Origin of the sequence: Trinickia sp. (assembly GCF_051954495.1) — a bacterium.
In the GTDB taxonomy this organism is placed as follows: domain Bacteria; phylum Pseudomonadota; class Gammaproteobacteria; order Burkholderiales; family Burkholderiaceae; genus Trinickia.
Window position 1 is genome coordinate 46,293 of record NZ_JBQCHR010000021.1, and the last position, 16,309, is coordinate 62,601.

General features: G+C 65.7%; 13 protein-coding genes. 5 read left to right on the plus strand and 8 right to left on the minus strand.

The window, feature by feature from the left end; translation table 11 throughout:
- Positions 1-73: 73 nt before the first annotated feature.
- Together ACTHNR_RS02650 and ACTHNR_RS02655 are read left to right on the plus strand one after the other, a co-directional pair.
- The gene (locus tag ACTHNR_RS02650; RefSeq protein ID WP_440545898.1) at positions 74-2,548 is read left to right on the plus strand and encodes a penicillin-binding protein 1A; all 2,475 of its coding nucleotides are present in this window, start codon (positions 74-76) and stop codon (positions 2,546-2,548) included.
- Positions 2,549-2,622: 74 nt separating this feature from the next.
- Positions 2,623-3,792, plus strand: coding sequence for a patatin-like phospholipase family protein (locus ACTHNR_RS02655; protein WP_440545899.1), 1,170 nt, complete (start codon positions 2,623-2,625; stop codon positions 3,790-3,792).
- A gap of 152 nt (positions 3,793-3,944) precedes the next feature.
- On the opposite strand, the gene ACTHNR_RS02660 is transcribed toward ACTHNR_RS02655, so the two are convergent.
- The 3 genes from ACTHNR_RS02660 to mfd all read right to left on the minus strand — a co-directional run bounded on the left by ACTHNR_RS02660 (position 3,945) and on the right by mfd (position 9,901).
- On the minus strand, positions 3,945-4,958 hold the full coding sequence (locus ACTHNR_RS02660; RefSeq protein WP_440545900.1) for a threonine/serine dehydratase: 1,014 nt from the start codon (positions 4,956-4,958) through the stop codon (positions 3,945-3,947).
- Between the two features lie 36 nt (positions 4,959-4,994).
- Positions 4,995-6,182, minus strand: coding sequence for an acetylornithine deacetylase (argE, locus tag ACTHNR_RS02665; RefSeq protein WP_440545929.1), 1,188 nt, complete (start codon positions 6,180-6,182; stop codon positions 4,995-4,997).
- 221 nt (positions 6,183-6,403) lie between these two features.
- Positions 6,404-9,901, minus strand: a complete 3,498-nt coding sequence (gene mfd, locus ACTHNR_RS02670) for a transcription-repair coupling factor (protein WP_440545901.1) — start codon at positions 9,899-9,901, stop codon at positions 6,404-6,406.
- Between the two features lie 189 nt (positions 9,902-10,090).
- On the opposite strand from mfd, the gene ispD reads away from it, so the two are divergent.
- Together ispD and ispF are read left to right on the plus strand one after the other, a co-directional pair.
- Positions 10,091-10,801 (plus strand): 2-C-methyl-D-erythritol 4-phosphate cytidylyltransferase, encoded by a 711-nt coding sequence (gene ispD / locus ACTHNR_RS02675; RefSeq protein WP_440545903.1) that lies wholly within the window; start codon positions 10,091-10,093, stop codon positions 10,799-10,801.
- Between the two features lie 81 nt (positions 10,802-10,882).
- Positions 10,883-11,377 (plus strand): 2-C-methyl-D-erythritol 2,4-cyclodiphosphate synthase, encoded by a 495-nt coding sequence (gene ispF / locus ACTHNR_RS02680; RefSeq protein ID WP_440545904.1) that lies wholly within the window; start codon positions 10,883-10,885, stop codon positions 11,375-11,377.
- Positions 11,378-11,531: 154 nt separating this feature from the next.
- Here ispF and ACTHNR_RS02685 read toward each other — a convergent pair whose 3' ends face one another.
- The 3 genes from ACTHNR_RS02685 to ompR form a co-directional block, all read right to left on the minus strand.
- The gene (locus tag ACTHNR_RS02685; protein WP_440545905.1) at positions 11,532-12,080 is read right to left on the minus strand and encodes a peroxiredoxin; all 549 of its coding nucleotides are present in this window, start codon (positions 12,078-12,080) and stop codon (positions 11,532-11,534) included.
- 161 nt (positions 12,081-12,241) lie between these two features.
- Positions 12,242-13,591, minus strand: a complete 1,350-nt coding sequence (locus ACTHNR_RS02690; protein WP_440545907.1) for an ATP-binding protein — start codon at positions 13,589-13,591, stop codon at positions 12,242-12,244.
- Positions 13,592-13,628: 37 nt separating this feature from the next.
- Positions 13,629-14,363, minus strand: coding sequence for an osmolarity response regulator transcription factor OmpR (gene ompR, locus ACTHNR_RS02695; protein ID WP_414719320.1), 735 nt, complete (start codon positions 14,361-14,363; stop codon positions 13,629-13,631).
- Between the two features lie 234 nt (positions 14,364-14,597).
- Here ompR and ACTHNR_RS02700 point away from each other — a divergent pair, with 234 nt between their 5' ends.
- Positions 14,598-14,957, plus strand: a complete 360-nt coding sequence (locus tag ACTHNR_RS02700) for a hypothetical protein (RefSeq protein WP_440545908.1) — start codon at positions 14,598-14,600, stop codon at positions 14,955-14,957.
- 50 nt (positions 14,958-15,007) lie between these two features.
- Here ACTHNR_RS02700 and hpnD read toward each other — a convergent pair whose 3' ends face one another.
- Positions 15,008-15,868, minus strand: a complete 861-nt coding sequence (gene hpnD, locus ACTHNR_RS02705) for a presqualene diphosphate synthase HpnD (RefSeq protein ID WP_440545909.1) — start codon at positions 15,866-15,868, stop codon at positions 15,008-15,010.
- A 194-nt stretch (positions 15,869-16,062) separates the two neighbouring features.
- Positions 16,063-16,260, minus strand: coding sequence for a hypothetical protein (locus tag ACTHNR_RS02710; RefSeq protein ID WP_440545910.1), 198 nt, complete (start codon positions 16,258-16,260; stop codon positions 16,063-16,065).
- Positions 16,261-16,309: the final 49 nt, after the last annotated feature.

Genomic DNA, 16,309 nt, shown 5'->3' on the forward strand with positions numbered 1-16,309 from the left:
CACGATTACATATCAGCCACGCAGCGGGTTCGCGTGGCGACAAGGCGCTGAGAGCCGCGCCATTCATGCCGTCATGCCTATTATCAAACGACCGCCTTCCGCTGGCCGCCCGGCCGACGATCGAAATCCTTCCCGCCCCAATTCCGATGGTCCTCGCAGCGCAACTCGCTCGCTCGGTACCCGGATCGCGCTGACGTTCGCAGGCCTCGTGGCCACGGCGGCCGTCGTCGGCGCGCTGATCGTCGGCTACGCGCTGATCGTCATGGCGCCGCAACTGCCTTCGCTCGATGCGTTGACCGATTATCGGCCCAAGGTGCCGCTGCGTGTCTACACGGCCGATCACGTGCTGATCGGCGAGTTCGGCGAGGAACGGCGCAGCCTGGTGCGTTTCGCCGATATTCCCGACGTCATGAAAAAGGCGGTGCTCGCGATCGAGGATTACCGCTTCTACGAGCACGGCGGCGTCGATTTCATCGGCATCTTCCGTGCCGGCACGGCCGACTTGCTGCACGGCGGCGCCTCGCAGGGGGCGAGCACGATCACGATGCAGGTCGCGCGCAACTTCTTCCTTTCAAGCGAGAAGACCTACACGCGCAAGATCTACGAAATGATGCTCGCCTACAAGATCGAGCGCGCGCTGACGAAAGATCAGATTCTCGAGCTGTACATGAATCAGATTTATCTGGGCGAGCGCGCCTACGGCTTCGCCGCGGCCGCCAGGGTGTATTTCGGCAAGGATCTGAAGAACATCACGATAGCCGAGGCCGCGATGCTCGCCGGCCTGCCCAAGGCGCCGTCGGCTTACAACCCGGTCGTCAACCCCAAGCGCGCGAAGATTCGCCAGGAGTACATCCTGAAGCGCATGTTCGAGCTCGGCTATATCACGCAGCCGCAGTACGACGAGGCCATCAAGGAGCCGATCCGCACGAAGGTGGCGGGCAACGAATACAGTGTGCATGCCGAGTATGTCGCCGAAATGGTGCGGCAGATGATGTACGCGCAGTACAAGGATGAGACCTACACGCGCGGCCTGTCCGTCACGACGACGATCGATTCGGCGGACCAGGACGCCGCGTATCGCGCCGTGCGTAAGGGCGTGATGGATTACGAGCGCCGGCACGGCTATCGCGGGCCCGAAGGGTTCGTCGAGCTGCCGGCCGCCGGCGACGACCGCGACGAGGCCATCGACGATGCGCTCGCCGATCACCCCGACGACGGCGAGATCGTCGCCGGTGTCGTGACGGCGGCCAGCCCGAAGGAAGTGACCGTGCAATTCGTCGACGGCGGCACGGCGAAGGTCAGCGGCGAGGGCTTGCGCTTCACCGCGTACGCGCTCGGCCCGAAAGCCTCGCAGGCGCAACGCATCCGCCCCGGCTCGATCGTGCGCCTGATGCCCGATGCGAAGGGCAATTGGCAGATCACGCAGCTTCCGCAAGTCGAGGGGGCGCTCGTTTCGCTCGCCCCGCAAGACGGCGCGGTGAGGGCGCTCGTCGGCGGCTTCGACTTCAACAAAAACAAGTTCAACCACGTCACCCAGGCGTGGCGCCAGCCCGGTTCGAGCTTCAAGCCGTTCATCTACTCGGCCTCGCTCGAAAAGGGTCTTGCGCCGGCCACGATGATCAACGACGCACCCCTGTACTTCCCGCCCAGCACGCCGGGCGGCGACCCGTGGGAGCCGAAGGACGACGATCACCCCGAAGGGCCGATGTCGATGCGCGTCGCGCTCGAGAAATCGAAGAACCTCGTCTCGATCCGGATCCTGTCGTACATCGGCACGAAGTACGCACAGGACTTCGTGACGCAGAATTTCGGCTTCGACGCCGACAAGACGCCGCCGTACCTGCCGATGGCGCTCGGCGCGGGCCTCGTCACGCCGTTGCAATCGGCCGCGGCCTATTCGGTGTTCGCCAACGGCGGCTATCGCGTCAATCCGTATTTGATCGCCGAAGTGGACGATGCGCGCGGGCAGCCGATTTCCAGGGCCCAGCCGATCGTCGCGGGTCAGAACGCCCCGCGCACGATCAGCGCGGCCAATGCTTTCATCATGAACAGCCTGCTGCATTCGGTCGCCACGGCCGGGACCGGCGCGGGCACGAACGCGCTGCATCGCTCCGACCTTGCCGGCAAGACCGGGACGACGAACGACGCCAAGGACGGCTGGTTCGCGGGCTATCAGCCGACGCTCGTCGCCGTGGCCTGGATGGGCTACGATCAGCCGAAGAGCCTCGGCAGCCGTGAATTCGGCGCGCAGCTCGCGCTGCCGATCTGGGTCGACTACATGGGCCGTGCGCTGCGCGGCGTGCCGGATCAGCCGATGCCGATGCCCGAGGGCGTCGCCACGCTCGACGGCGAGATCTACCTGGCCGACAAGGTGCCCGGCAACGGCTTCATCGCCAGTATCGGGATGGACTCCGGCACGGCGCTGGCGGGCGGCGCAAGCGATGCCGTCGGCTCGATCGGGCCCGCGGGCCTCGCGACGCCGGCGCCGACGCCCGACGTGTCGAAGCAAGAGCAAAAGCAGATCCTCGATCTCTTCGACCACCACTAGGGTCACACGCATCCGGGCGCCGCTCGCCTGCGTATATCGAACAGCGTGCTTCGCGTGAAAGAACGGAGAAGCGGATGGACGAGAACGTGGCAGGCGGCGCTCACGAGCAGCCGCGGGGCGAAAACGCACGCGAGCGCGCCGGCATCCCCGGACAAGTCGTGCTCGTGCTGCAAGGCGGCGGCGCGCTGGGCGCCTATCAGGCAGGCGTGTATCAGGCGCTGCACGACGCGGGCATCGAGCCCGAGTGGGTGATCGGTACGTCGATCGGCGCCATCAACGGCGCGATTCTCGCCGGCAATCCGCCCGAGACGCGGCTTGCGCGGCTCGATGCGTTCTGGTCGCGCGTGGCGGCCACAGGCGGCGCGACCGGGGGCTGGCTACCCGCGTTGGACGATTGGTGGCGTCGCGCTTCGATCTTCATGCAGGGCATCCCCGCGTTTTTCACGCCGTCGCCGCTCGCGTGGCTCGGGTTGCACGCGCCCCTCGGGCGCGAGCACGCGGCGTTCTATAGCACGCAACCGTTGCGTGAAACGCTGCATTCGCTCGTCGATTTCGACTACCTCAATACCTGCGCCATGCGGCTGACGGTTGGCGCCGTGCACGTCGCCCAGGCCCGCATGCGGTACTTCACGAACCGAGATGCGCCGCTGGCCGTCGAGCATGTGCTGGCCTCGGCCGCGTTTCCGCCGGGCTTTCCGTCCGTTCAGCTCGAGGGCGAGTCGTACTGGGACGGCGGCATCTACTCCAATACGCCGCTCGAAGCAGTGCTCGACGATCGGCCGCGCCGCAGTTCCGTGATCTTCGCCGTGCAACTGTGGCCCGCGAGTGGGCGCGAGCCCGAGTCGATTCTGGAAACGCTGGTGCGTCAGCGCGACATTCAGTATTCGAGTCGCGCCCGCAGTCATCTCGAGCGGCAGCGGCAGATTCATCGTTTGCGCCACGTGATCCGCGAGCTCGAGCAATACATCCCCGACGACGTGCGCGAGTCCGGCGCCGTCAAGGATCTGCTCGCCTGGGGGTGCGGCACGACGATGCAGGTCATCGAACTCGATGCGCCCAGCTTCGGCGACGACGATCTGCATAAGGACATCGACTTTTCCCCGTCCGGCATCGAGCGTCGCCGCGCGGCCGGCTACGACGATACGCGGCGCATGCTGGCGCGCGCGCCGTGGCGGGAGGCGACGGACCCCATGGAGGGCATCGCCGTGTATCGCGAAGAGCAAGGCGAGCAATCGCGTGAGTGAACGCTTGGCAGCGCGGCGCGGGCGATCTGCCTCGAACTAGGCGCAGGAAGAAATTCGTTGTGCGTACAACCGCTTAGCGCAATCGCCCAGAGCTTATCAACAGGTCTGTCAACACAATCTGGGGATAACTCGGCGCTAGTGCGTTGAAGCGTTTAGGCGTGCACGCCCGCGATCAGCGAAGCGAACGTAGCCGGATCGGTGTTCGAGCCGCTAAGCAGGACGCCGACGCGTTTGCCTTGAAGGGTTTCGCGCAGCGGCCCCAGCAAGGCCGCGAACGGCGCGGCGCACGCGGGCTCGACCGCGATCTTCAACCGCGTGAAGAGCTTGAGCATGGCGGCGCGCAGCGCATCGTCGGACACCGTGACGAGGCGATCGATATGGCGGCGGCACAGCTCATAGCTGTACTGTTCCGTGTGAGGCGCCATCAGCGAATCGGCGATGGTGTGCATCGCCCCCATCTTGATCGTGTGATTCGCCGCGAAACTCTTGCTCATGACGTCGGCGCCCTCGGGTTCGACGCCGTAGACATGCACGCGCGGGTTCGCGAGGCGAAGCGCCGTGGATACGCCGGCCGCGAGCCCGCCGCCGCCGATGGGCACGATGACCGCATCGAGATCGGGCGTTTGCGTCGCCCACTCGTAGCCGAGCGTGGCCGTGCCGAGCACCGTGCGATAACCGTTGAACGGATGCACGAAAAAGCGGCCTTCCTCGGCCTCGATGCGGCGCACGAGTTCGAAAGCCTCGGCCGGCGTGTCGGCCTCTACCACTTCCGCCCGGTAGTGCTTGCACAGTTCGAGCCGTGCCGGGCTCGTCGTGCGAAACAGCACCACCTTCGCGCTCATTCCGAGCCGCAGCGCCGCGTACGCCACCGCCGCCGCGTGATTTCCGCCGGACACGCACGTGACGCCCACGCTGCGCTGCGCGGCATCGAGCGCGAGCAGGTTCGTGAAGGCGCCGCGCGCTTTGAACGTCCCAGCCGCCTGCAGCAGCTCGAACTTGAAGTTGAGCGCCGTGCCTTCGAGCGAAGGAAAATCGTGCCGCTCGAACACGGGCGTGCGCAGCACCCAAGGCGTCAGCGCGAAATGCTGCGTGGCGATCGCATCCAGCGTGGGGATCGGCTCCGCGTCGATCGTGCGGTCGGTCGGTTGCGGCGTGGCGGTGGACATGGCTCGGAGCGTATCGTGAATGAGCGGTCGCGGCGCTTAGGCGTGCGCGTCGACCGACATGCTTCGAATGAACTTGCCGAGGAAGTCCTCGCAAGCCGCCAGTTGCGCAAGCTCGACATATTCGTTCGGCTTGTGCGCCTGCTCGATGTCTCCGGGGCCGCAAACGATGCTCGGCACACCTGCGCGCGCGAAAAGGCCGGCTTCGGTGCCGTAGGCGACCTTGCGCGTTTCGCGGTTGGCCGTCAGCGCGCGCACGAGCGCCGTGATGGCGGCTTGCTCCGAGGCGTCGAGCCCCGGCGCCGCGGCGATCTTCGTGAATTCGATGGCGGCGTTGGGGTGCTCGCGGCGCATTTGCGGCAGCAGCGTGTCGTGCGCATAACGTTCTATGCGCGCGAAGATCGCCTCGGGGTCGAGCGTGGGCAAATTGCGAAATTCGAAGCCGAAGCGGCACTCGGCAGGCACGGTATTGATGGCGTTGCCGCCTTCGATGGTGCTCGTTTGCGCCGTGGTGAACGGCACGTCGTAGAACTCGTCGAACGGGCCGTCGCGGCGCATTTCATCGGCCAAGTCGCGGATGTGGCAGATCAGGCGCGCCGCGTATTCGATCGCGTTCAGGCCCTTGGGCGTCAGCGACGAATGGGCCGCGTGGCCGCGTACGCAGCATCGATAGGCGTTGATCCCCTTATGCGCCACGATGGGACGCATGCTCGTCGGCTCGCCGACGATGCACCCTTCGGGCTTCACGCCGCGTTGCTGCAGGTCCGCAATCATGTAAGGCGCGCCGTTGCAGCCGATTTCCTCGTCGAACGACAGCGCGAGGTGAATCGGCTTGGCGAGCCGGGCGGCTTGCATGTCCGGCACGAGTGCCAGGGCGGCGCCGATGAAGCCCTTCATGTCGCACGTGCCGCGGCCGTATAGCCGGCCCTCGCGCACCTCGGGCTTGAACGGATCGCTATCCCACGCTTGGCCGTCCACCGGCACGACGTCCGTGTGTCCGGACAGCACGACGCCGCCGTTCGTCTCCCCGTCGTACGCCGGGATCGTCGCAAACAAATTGGCCCATTGGCCCCGGTTGTCGTGCGTGAGCGTCGAGCGGATGCCCTGGGCGGCAAGCGCGTCGCGCACCATCTCGATGAGACCGAGGTTCGGGACGCGGCTCGTCGTATCGATGGACACGAGGCGCTCGACCCATGACAGGCTGAGAGGCGATGCGTTATGCGACATGGAAGAAGCCGAAGACGGCGAGGAAAGGGGCGAGGAAGGGGAGGACGGCGCCGTTTCGACATCCTGCGACATGGCGAAGCTCCATCTTTAGAGTGGCTCCGATCATACCGAAAAACCGCGGACGTACCCAAGCGATCGCGCTGTCCGTCGTTTGTGCAGTGCGCCATGAGCGGGGCGCCTTATGCGCTCGCCCCTCTCGTTCGACGGCATGTCCGCTGCAATCAACGCGCGGCCGAGGGCGCAGCCTGCCGCGACGGTGCGCCCAGAGCACGCAGCGATTCCTTCACCGTCGCCAGGCGCACCGACAAGTCCGGGCTGCGCGTTTCGATACGCAGCTTGTCTTGCCCCGCGAGCTTGATGTGTTTGTGCTTCTGCACCATCTCGATGATCCGCATCGCGTCGATCGGCGGATTCGGGACGAACTGCAGGCTGATCGCGGCCTCCCCCGCATCGATCTTGGAGATCCCGAGCGGTTTTGCCGCGAGCCGCAGCCGATGCGTTTCGACGAGCGCATGCGCTTGCGGCGGCAGCTTGCCGAAGCGATCGATGAGTTCTTCCTGAATGTCGTCGATCGAATCGCTCGATTCGCAGCTGGCTAGGCGCTTGTAGATCGACAGGCGCTCCTGCACGTCGCCGCAGTAGTCGGCGGGAAGGATCGCCGGTGCATGCAGATTGATTTCGGTCGTTGCCGCGAGCGGCGCCGTGAGGTCGGGCTCTTGCCCGTTCTTGAGCGCTTTTACGGCGTCGGCCAGCATATCCGAGTAGAGCTGGAAGCCGATCTCGTGGATCTCGCCCGATTGTTTGTCGCCCAGTACCTCGCCGGTGCCGCGAATCTCGAGGTCGTGCATGGCGAGGTAAAAGCCGGAGCCGAGCTCTTCCATTTGCTGGATCGCCTCGAGCCGTCTCTGGGCCTGCTTCGTGAGCCCTTGCGGGTCGTGCACGAGCAGGTAGGCATAGGCTTGGTGATGCGAGCGCCCGACGCGGCCGCGCAGCTGATGCAGCTGCGCGAGACCGAACTTGTCGGCACGGTGAATGATGATCGTGTTGGAACTCGGCACGTCGATGCCGGTTTCGATGATCGTCGTGCACAGCAGCACGTTCGCGCGCTGAGCCACGAAATCGCGCATGACGCGTTCGAGTTCGCGTTCGTGCATCTGGCCGTGCGCCACGGCGATGCGGGCCTCGGGTACGAGCGCTTCGAGCATCGCTCGGCGATTCTCGATCGTTTCGACCTCATTGTGCAAAAAGTACACTTGGCCGCCGCGCTTGAGCTCGCGCAGCATCGCCTCGCGAATGACGCCGTCCTCTTCGCGCCGCACGAACGTCTTGATGGCGAGCCGCTTTTGCGGCGCCGTCGCGATGACGGAAAAGTCGCGCAGCCCCTCGAGCGCCATGCCTAGCGTGCGCGGAATCGGCGTCGCCGTCAGCGTGAGCACGTCCACCTCGGCGCGCAAGGCCTTGAGCGCCTCTTTCTGCCGCACGCCGAAGCGGTGTTCTTCGTCGATGATGACGAGGCCGAGGCGCTTGAAGCGCACATCGGACGACAGCAGTTTGTGCGTGCCGATGACGATGTCGACCGAGCCGTCGTTGATCTGCCCGATGGCCGCGTTGACTTCCTTCGTCGATTTGAAGCGCGAGAGTTCGGCAATGCGCACGGGCCAGTCGGCGAAGCGGTCGGTGAACGTTTGCGTGTGCTGCTCGGCGAGCAGCGTCGTCGGTGCGAGCAGCGCCACTTGCTTGCCCGCCATCACGGCGATGAAGGCGGCGCGCAGGGCGACCTCGGTCTTGCCGAAGCCGACGTCGCCGCAGACCAGACGATCCATCGGCCGGCCCGCCGTCATGTCGCCGATGACCGAGGCGATGGCCGCCGCTTGGTCGGGCGTCTCCTCGAAGCCGAAGCTTTCGGCGAACTTCGCGTAGTCGCGCGGCTCCAGCTTGAACGCATGGCCTTCGCGCGCGGCGCGCCGTGCGTACAGATTCAAGAGCTCGGCGGCGGTGTCGCGAATCTGCTGGGCCGCCTTGCGCCGCGCTTTTTCCCATTGCCCGGAGCCGAGCGCGTGCAGCGGCGCGCTTTCAGGGTCGGCGCCGCTGTAGCGCGAAATGACGTGCAACTGGGAGACCGGCACGTACAGCTTGCTCTCGCCCGCGTACTCGAGGTGCAGAAACTCGGTTTCGCCTTCGCCGAGGTCCATCGACACGAGCCCCATGTAGCGGCCGATGCCGTGTTGCGCATGCACGACCGGCTCGCCCACCTTCAGCTCCGACAGGTCGCGCACCATCGAATCGACGCTGCTCGCCTGTTCTTGGCGGCGCCGGCCGGCTCGGCGCGCGAGCGTGCCGTAGAGCTCGGTCTCGGTGACGATCGCGATGCCCTCGGCGGGCAGCGAAAAGCCGCTCGTCAGCGGGGCGACGCCGAGCGTGAAGCGCTCGTCGCTCGTCAGCCAATCGGCGAAGCTGTCGACCGAAGCAGGACGCAAGCCATGCTCGGCGAACAACTGCGCGATCGTCTCGCGCCGGCCCGCCGATTCGGCGGCGACGAGCACGCGCCGTCCGGCGCCCTCGACGTAGCCGCGCAGCGCCAGGACGGGATCGTCCGCATGGCGATCGATGGCGAGCGAGGGCAGGGCCGTGGACCAGGCGCCGCCGCCGCTCGACGGCAGCACGAGGCGCGCGAAGGGCTTGGCGAGCGTATAGAAATCGTCGTCGGACAGGAACAGGCGCTGCGGTTCGAGGATCGGCCGCTCGCGGTCATGCGAGAGAAAGCCGTAGCGCTGCTTCGTATCGGTCGTAAAGCGCCGGATCGCGCCGTCGAGATCGCCGACGAATGCGAGATGCGCATCCTCGGGCAGGTAGTGGAACAGCGTGGCCGTTTCCTCGAAGAACAGCGGCAGGTAGTACTCGATGCCGGCCGAAGGCACGCCGTTGCCGATGTCCTTATAGACGGAGGACCGGCTCGGGTCGCCCTCGAACACCTCGCGCCAGCGACTGCGAAACGCCGTGCGGGCGGCTTCGTCGAACGGAAATTCCCGTCCGGGCAGCAGTCGCACGTCGCGCACGGGATACAAGCTGCGTTGCGTGTCCGGGTCGAACGCGCGGATCGAATCGACTTGATCGTCGAACAAGTCGATCCGGTAGGGCAGGGGCGAGCCCATCGGAAACAGATCGATCAGCGAACCGCGTACGCAGTACTCGCCGGGCCGCACGACCTGGCTCACGTGCTCGTAGCCGGCCAGCGTCAACTGGGCCTTGAGCTTGGCCTCGTCGAGCCGCTCCCCTTGCGCGAACGAGAAGGTGTAGGCGGCCAGGAACGCGGCGGGCGGCATGCGATAGAGCGCGGTCGTGGCGGGCACGAGCAGAATGTCGCAGCGGCCCTCGCCGAGATCGTGCAGCGTCGCCAGCCGTTCGGACACCAGATCCTGGTGCGGGGAGAACGTGTCGTACGGCAGCGTTTCCCAGTCGGGCAGCAAGCGCACGCGGGCGTTCGGCGCAAACCACGGAATCTCTTGGGCCAGCCGCTGAGCATCGACGGCGCTGGCGCACACGACGGCGGTCAGCGGCGGCTTTCCGCTCGGCGCCTGCGCACGGGCCGCCTCGCTGTAGCGCGCGATCAAAAGGGCGTCGGACGAGCCGTGGGTGCCGTCGAACGCGAAGCGTTGACCGGCCTTGACGAGCGCGAGGGGCAGTAGGGGCGGAGCGGAGGTGCTGTCGGTTTGCGGCATGACGAAAGAGCGTGCGGCCTTGCATGAGGGCGTAACGAAAGCCTTGCGGCAAGCGGGCCTACACCGCTCGGAGGCGGGCGTGGGCCGGGCTTTCGCGCCCCGGGCGCGGCGTCGCGAAGCGGCGCGATGCCCGGAGCAAAGCGCCTATTATAAAATCCGTCGTCTATTTTTGATCGGCAACCTCGTTTCGTGACCTCTCGCTTCTTCGCCTTGATCCCTTGCGCCGGTACCGGCAGCCGCTCCGGCGCCCCCATGCCGAAGCAATATCGCACCGTCGCCGGACGGGAACTGCTGCACTTCGCGCTGGCCGCCTTCGACGCCTGCGACGAACTCGCGCAAGCGCTCGTCGTCATTTCCCCCGACGACGCGCATTTCGACGAACAGCGGTTCGCGCCGCTTCGTTTCGCCGTGCGCCGCTGCGGCGGCGCCTCGCGGCAGGCCTCGGTCCGCAACGGCCTCGATGCGCTGGCCGAACTCGGCGCGGCCGACGACGATTGGGTGCTCGTGCACGACGCGGCGCGGCCCGGCATCACGCCGGCGCTGATCCGTTCGCTGATCGCGGCGCTCGCCGACGACGACGTGGGCGGCATCATGGCGCTGCCCGTCGCGGACACGCTCAAGCGCGTGGATATCGATCAGGGCGACCGTATCGCCCGCACGGAGTCGCGCAACGGCCTTTGGCAAGCCCAAACGCCGCAAATGTTTCGCATCGGCATGCTGCGCGAGGCGATCGCGCGGGCCGAGCGGGACGGTCACGACCTGACCGACGAAGCGAGCGCCATCGAATGGCTCGGCCATGCCCCGCGGCTCGTGCAAGGCAGCTTGCGCAACTTCAAGGTCACGTACCCCGAAGATTTCGCACTGGCCGAAGCGATTCTGACGCACGGCTCGAATCCCTAGAGCGACGGGCGCGGCAGAGCAATCAACACACATCGAACGAACCGCGACCGTGGTCGCGACTGCAATGGAATGGACTCTCGAATGAATTTTAGAATCGGACAAGGCTACGATGTTCACGCGCTCGTGCCGGGGCGCCCGCTCATCATTGGCGGGGTAACGGTGCCGTACGAGCGCGGGTTGCTCGGCCACTCGGATGCCGACGTCTTACTGCATGCCGTGACCGATGCGCTGTTCGGCGCGGCGGCGCTGGGCGACATCGGCCGGCACTTTCCCGATACCGATACGCGCTTCGCAGGCGCCGACAGCCGGGTTTTGCTGCGCGAATGCGCGGCACGCGTGAGGCAAGCGGGCTTTGCAATCGTGAACGTCGACAGTACCGTGATCGCCCAGGCGCCGAAACTCGCGCCGCACATCGAGGCGATGCGCGTCAATATCGCCGAGGATCTCGCGCTGCCGCTCGCATGCGTCAACGTCAAAGCGAAGACGAACGAGAAGCTCGGCTATTTGGGACGTGGGGAAGGCATCGAGGCGCAGGCCGCCGTACTGCTTAGCGGCCCGAGCGCCGCGGGCGCCTGAACGACGAAAGACGCGGCGGTTCCGCGCCAACGCGCCGCGTGGCGTGCTAAGTACGCCTGCAATTGATTCATGTTTTTAATTGGCTTTAGCTATCGCGGCGACCGTCAGCCCGCTGCGCTTTTCGGGCATGGCGGGCATCGAAGGCGTGCGACGGCTACAAGGTGCCGCCGCCGACCGCGCGGTTGCATGCGCAGAGCTCGTTGGTCTGCAAGCCGTCGAGGATACGCAGGATTTCCTGCGTGTTGCGGCCCACGTTCAGGTTGTTCACCGAGACGTGTTGGATCGTGTTGTCCGGGTCGACGATGAAGGTTGCACGCAGGGCCACGCCGGCTTCCTTGTCGCGCACGCCGAGCTGATCGATCAGTTCGCCCTTGACGTCGCCGAACGCGTAATGGTTCAGCTTGTCGAGGTCCTTGTGCTCGCGGCGCCAGGCCAGCTTGACGAACTCGTTGTCGACGCTGCCGCCGAGCAATACGGCCTCGCGCTCTTCGAAATCCTTTTGTAGCTTCGCAAATTCGACGATTTCAGTCGGGCATACGAACGTGAAATCTTTCGGGTAGAAATAAATGATCTTCCACTTGCCGGGGAACGATTGTTCGGTAATCTCTTCGAATGCCGACTCGCCGTTTTCTTCATGGTGATTGAAACCCGGCTTCGCGGCGGACACGGTGAACGCTTCGAGCTTATCGCCGACGGTTTTCATGGGACGACTCCTGTGTCTGGTGTGTCGAGTCAAGAAAAGGACGCACTGATCAAAAGTACCGGCTCGGTGTAACGACTGCGGACCCGCACGCGTGCGCATGCCCATTGAGTTCAGGGAGCCATCGGCCCCGGCTAGCGATCGACGGCCGAGCGGCCTCGACCTTACGCGCTCTTGGCGAGGGGAAACTCGATTGTGACCTCGAGGCCCGGCCCGGGCGTGCGGTTGCGCAACTTGAGCGTGCCGCGATGGCGGCTCACGAGGCGCTGCACGATGGCCATGCCGAGACCGGTGCCGTTCGCCTGACTGCGCGCCGAATCGACGCGATAGAACGGACGGGTGACGAGCCCGATCTGGTCCTCGGGGATTCCTGGGCCCTCGTCTAGCACCGACAGCTCCACCCGCGAGTGCGACACGCGCGTCTCGAGCATAATGTGCGGCACGCCGTCGGATTCGCTCAAGCCGTACTTCTTCGCGTTCTCCAGCAAATTGCCGACCACCCGCCGCACGTCGGTTTCATCGGCTTCGATGACGGCCGAATCGGCCAGGCGGGCGATGAGCCGCACGCCGTCCTCGCTGGCCATGCGAGCCGCCATTTCTCCGGCGACGAGCGAAAGGTCGACAGGGCTCGAGAAGTGCTGCGCCGGGCGCGCATAGTCGAGGAAACGCCCGATGATGGAGTCCATTTGCTCGATATCGTCGATCATGGCGTCTTTCGTGGCCTGGTCGGACGGGCTCATTTCCGTTTCGAGGCGCAGGCGCGCGAGCGGGGTGCGCAAGTCGTGCGAGATCCCCGCCAGCATCAGCGCGCGATCGGCCTCGAGCTGCTCGAGGTCGCGCACCATCTGGTTGAAGCTGCGGTTGGTTTCCGCCGCAACGCCAAGCCCTTGTTCGGGCAGCGCCTCGGGCGCTTGACCCAGCCCCACCTTGCGCGCGGCCGCGGCCAAGCGCGCGAACGGACGGTTCACGAGGCTCGTGATGAACGCGGCGCCGAACAGCGACAGCGCCAGCGCGAAGATGCCCCAGCCTGCCCACTGCAAGCCCGTCACACTGTCGAGCTGATCGCGGTCGAGCGCTACCCAATAGTCGTCGTCGTCGATCTTGAAGCTGATCCAGACGCCGGGGATGTCGTTGACCGACTGCGCGATGACAGTATCGTCGCCGAGCCGCCCGCGAATGTCATGCTCGATGAGCCGATTGAGCGATTCGTCGGGCTGCAGCTTGAACTTGTCGGTGGCCTCGCGCGGGTAGACGCGCACGCCCTCGTTGCTCTCGAGATCTTGCAGCAGCGCGCGGCGTAGGTCCGGATCGGAATAGAGCAGGGCCGTGCGCGTGAGCTTGACGATGGCCACGAGCTGGAGCGCGACGCGCTGCGCCCGTGGCTCGCGCTCGATCACGCGGAAGCTTTGAAACCATGCGGTAAGGCTGACCGCGATCAACAGCGCGATCAGCAAGAAGGTGCGCCAAAACAGGCCCCCGAACGCGTGGGCGAGAAACCGCCGGTTGATGCGCATGGGGGCTAGCGGGGCGCGCGTGAGGGCCGAGCGTAGGTCACGCCGCGCCGTCGGGGATGAAGACGTAGCCGAGGCCCCAAACGGTTTGAATGAAGCGGGGACTGCTTGGATCGACTTCGATCAGCTTGCGCAGACGCGAGATCTGCACGTCCAGGCTGCGATCGAACACTTCGTACTCTCTGCCTCGGGCGAGCTCCATCAGCTTTTCGCGCGACAGCGGCTGCCGCGGATGGCGCGCGAACACCTTGAGCACCGAGAATTCGCCCGTCGTGAGGGGAATCTCCTGGCCGGACTTCGTGAGCGTGCGCGTGGCTAGATTGAGCGCGAAGTCGCCGAATTCGAACACCTCGGCTGTTTCGGACGGCGCGCCGGGCAGTTCGGACGGCGATTGACGCCGCAAGACGGCGTGAATGCGCGCGACGAGTTCGCGAGGATTGAACGGCTTGGGCAGGTAGTCGTCGGCGCCCATTTCGAGGCCCACGATACGGTCGACGTCCTCGCCCTTGGCCGTCAGCATGATGATCGGCGTGCGGTCGTTGCTGCCGCGCAGACGGCGGCAGATCGACAGCCCGTCTTCGCCGGGCAGCATCAGGTCCAGCACGAGCAGATCGAACCGCTCACGCACCCAGAGCTTGTTCATCGCGGGCGCATTCTCCGCGACGTAGACGTTGAAGCCTTGCTCGCCGAGGTAGCGGCGCAGCAGATCACGCAAGCGAGGGTCGTCGTCGACGACGAGAATCTTCGAGGGGTTTTTAGTTTCCATGGGCGGCATCTTAGCGCGATTGGAAAGGTGGACGCGAAACGGTGAATTATTGGGTTACAGACAGTTACAAAATTTACCCGTGTTGATGCGTCGCGTAAACGGCCTCCCCTTAAACTTCTTCACGAATAGCGGCTGTTCGGTGGATACTTCATCCCATAACACCATTCTCTCGCGCTTGGCCTGGGCCGAGCGTCTGCATACGTAATTCGAGGTAGCCGGTTGCCGCATGACGAAGGGAACAAGATGACGGTGGGACGCGCGTTGCCGCGCATGCGAGCGCGGATCGCCGCGGTCGCCATCGCCGGCGCGCTCGCCAGTCTGACCGTTGCCGCCGACGCGCAAGCGCAGGCGCCGGCGCGCGAGCGCCGGGTCGAGCAGCATCATCCGTGGCATCGCCGCTATCTGCCGCCGCGGCGCGAGCCGCTTGCGCATCCCGCCTCCGCGGCAAGCGCACCCAATGTCCAGGGCGTGCCGATCATGAGGACGGCCTCGTCGCCGGCCGAGTTCGGCGATCACCAGCGTGACGGCCATATGACGGTCGATGAGCGGCGTTTGCTTCGCCAGCACATCGAGGACGCCGTGCGCGAACTCTACAGGCGTTGATCGAGCCGCAGGCCGGCTTCGTCGAGCATCGATCGGCGTGGTTCAGCGCGTCAATGCCGGCGCGCCGCGCGCCACGCGATCCAAAGCTTGCGGATCGGCGTCAACGCGATGCGTTGATGCAGCACTTGGAATTCATCGCGTTCGATTTCGTCGAGCAACGAGAGCGACAGCGCGGCTTGCGCCCGCAACGTGCGTTGCGTTGCCCGCTCCGCGGCAGGGATGCCGGCAAGCGCGGTGCGCAGCGACTCGCGCGCTCGATTCGTCTGGAACCGCATGAGTTCGGTGAACGACGGGCCGTATTTGCGGTTGATGAGGTCGGACGCCGTCACGCCGAAACGCTGCAGCTCGTCGATAGGCAAGTAGATGCGTCCATGTCGCGCATCGTTGCCGAGTTCCTGCACGAACTGCGCAAGCATCAGCGCATTGCCGAGCGTGCTTGCCCACGTCTCGGCGCGTTGCGGCTCGCGCGCCGTGGCGCGTGCTACGCCAGCCGCGAATGCGCCGCCGACGCGTTCGATGTAGCGCGTCAAGTTGGGAAAGTCGAGGTAGCGCGCCTGGTCTAGATCCATCTCGAACCCGGCAACCAAGCTGCGCAGCATCGGCCCTTCGGCCTCGATGTCGCGGCAATGAGCGACGAGCGCGTGCGACACCGGGTGCGACGGCTGTCCCGCCGCCAGCGCGGCCGTTTCCTTTTGCCACCATGCGAGCTTCGTGCGTCCGATCGTCGGATCGCTGACATCCTTGACCGTCTCCTCGAGTTCGCGGCGCAGGGCGTAGAGCGCCGTCAAAAGCGGCTGACGAGCGGCGGGTGCCTGACGCAGCGCGTAGTAGACGCTCGAGCCCGGGGGGGCTGCCTTTTGCGCGCAGTATTCATCGAAACTCTGGGGGGCGGAAGTCGGGGACGGTGACACGGCAAACGGACGATGAGACGGCGAACCGATAGGTGAAGGGATGAGCGCGCATCTCGCGCGGCGCGCCAAGCGAGGGAATCGACCGGGCGCGAGCGAAATCCCGCTTCGGTGCGGATACTACCGCACTTCGGCGCCGTCCGACGTCCAAGCGCCGCGGCAGCCGCCCTCGACCGCCCGCGCCGACTGCGAGCGCCCTAGTGCGGGCGTCTCGCCACGGCTTTGACCACCGACTCGCCACGCTCGGTCAAGCGCAGTTGCCGGCCCACGACCAGTTTGTCCAGCGCGACGAGCTGGCGCTCCACGAGCGACGCCACATCGCCCCGATCTAGCTCGCCCAAATCCCGTTTGCCGCCCACGAGCAGCAGCGCGGCGAATTCATGAGGACTGAGCATGTTTTCCTCCGTATCGAATGCAGGTTGGGCGACGGATCGCCGATCGCCT

What these genes read in the sequence shown, in the direction of transcription:
- ACTHNR_RS02650 (WP_440545898.1), top strand. Translation starts at nt 74, where the DNA reads ATGCCTATTATCAAACGACCGCCTTCCGCTGGCCGCCCGGCCGACGAT.
- ACTHNR_RS02655 (WP_440545899.1), top strand. Translation starts at nt 2,623, where the DNA reads ATGGACGAGAACGTGGCAGGCGGCGCTCACGAGCAGCCGCGGGGCGAA.
- ACTHNR_RS02660 (WP_440545900.1), bottom strand. Translation starts at nt 4,958, where the DNA reads ATGTCCACCGCCACGCCGCAACCGACCGACCGCACGATCGACGCGGAG.
- argE (WP_440545929.1), bottom strand. Translation starts at nt 6,182, where the DNA reads ATGTCGCATAACGCATCGCCTCTCAGCCTGTCATGGGTCGAGCGCCTC.
- mfd (WP_440545901.1), bottom strand. Translation starts at nt 9,901, where the DNA reads ATGCCGCAAACCGACAGCACCTCCGCTCCGCCCCTACTGCCCCTCGCG.
- ispF (WP_440545904.1), top strand. Translation starts at nt 10,883, where the DNA reads ATGAATTTTAGAATCGGACAAGGCTACGATGTTCACGCGCTCGTGCCG.
- ACTHNR_RS02685 (WP_440545905.1), bottom strand. Translation starts at nt 12,080, where the DNA reads ATGAAAACCGTCGGCGATAAGCTCGAAGCGTTCACCGTGTCCGCCGCG.
- ACTHNR_RS02690 (WP_440545907.1), bottom strand. Translation starts at nt 13,591, where the DNA reads ATGCGCATCAACCGGCGGTTTCTCGCCCACGCGTTCGGGGGCCTGTTT.
- ompR (WP_414719320.1), bottom strand. Translation starts at nt 14,363, where the DNA reads ATGCCGCCCATGGAAACTAAAAACCCCTCGAAGATTCTCGTCGTCGAC.
- ACTHNR_RS02700 (WP_440545908.1), top strand. Translation starts at nt 14,598, where the DNA reads ATGACGGTGGGACGCGCGTTGCCGCGCATGCGAGCGCGGATCGCCGCG.
- ACTHNR_RS02710 (WP_440545910.1), bottom strand. Translation starts at nt 16,260, where the DNA reads ATGCTCAGTCCTCATGAATTCGCCGCGCTGCTGCTCGTGGGCGGCAAA.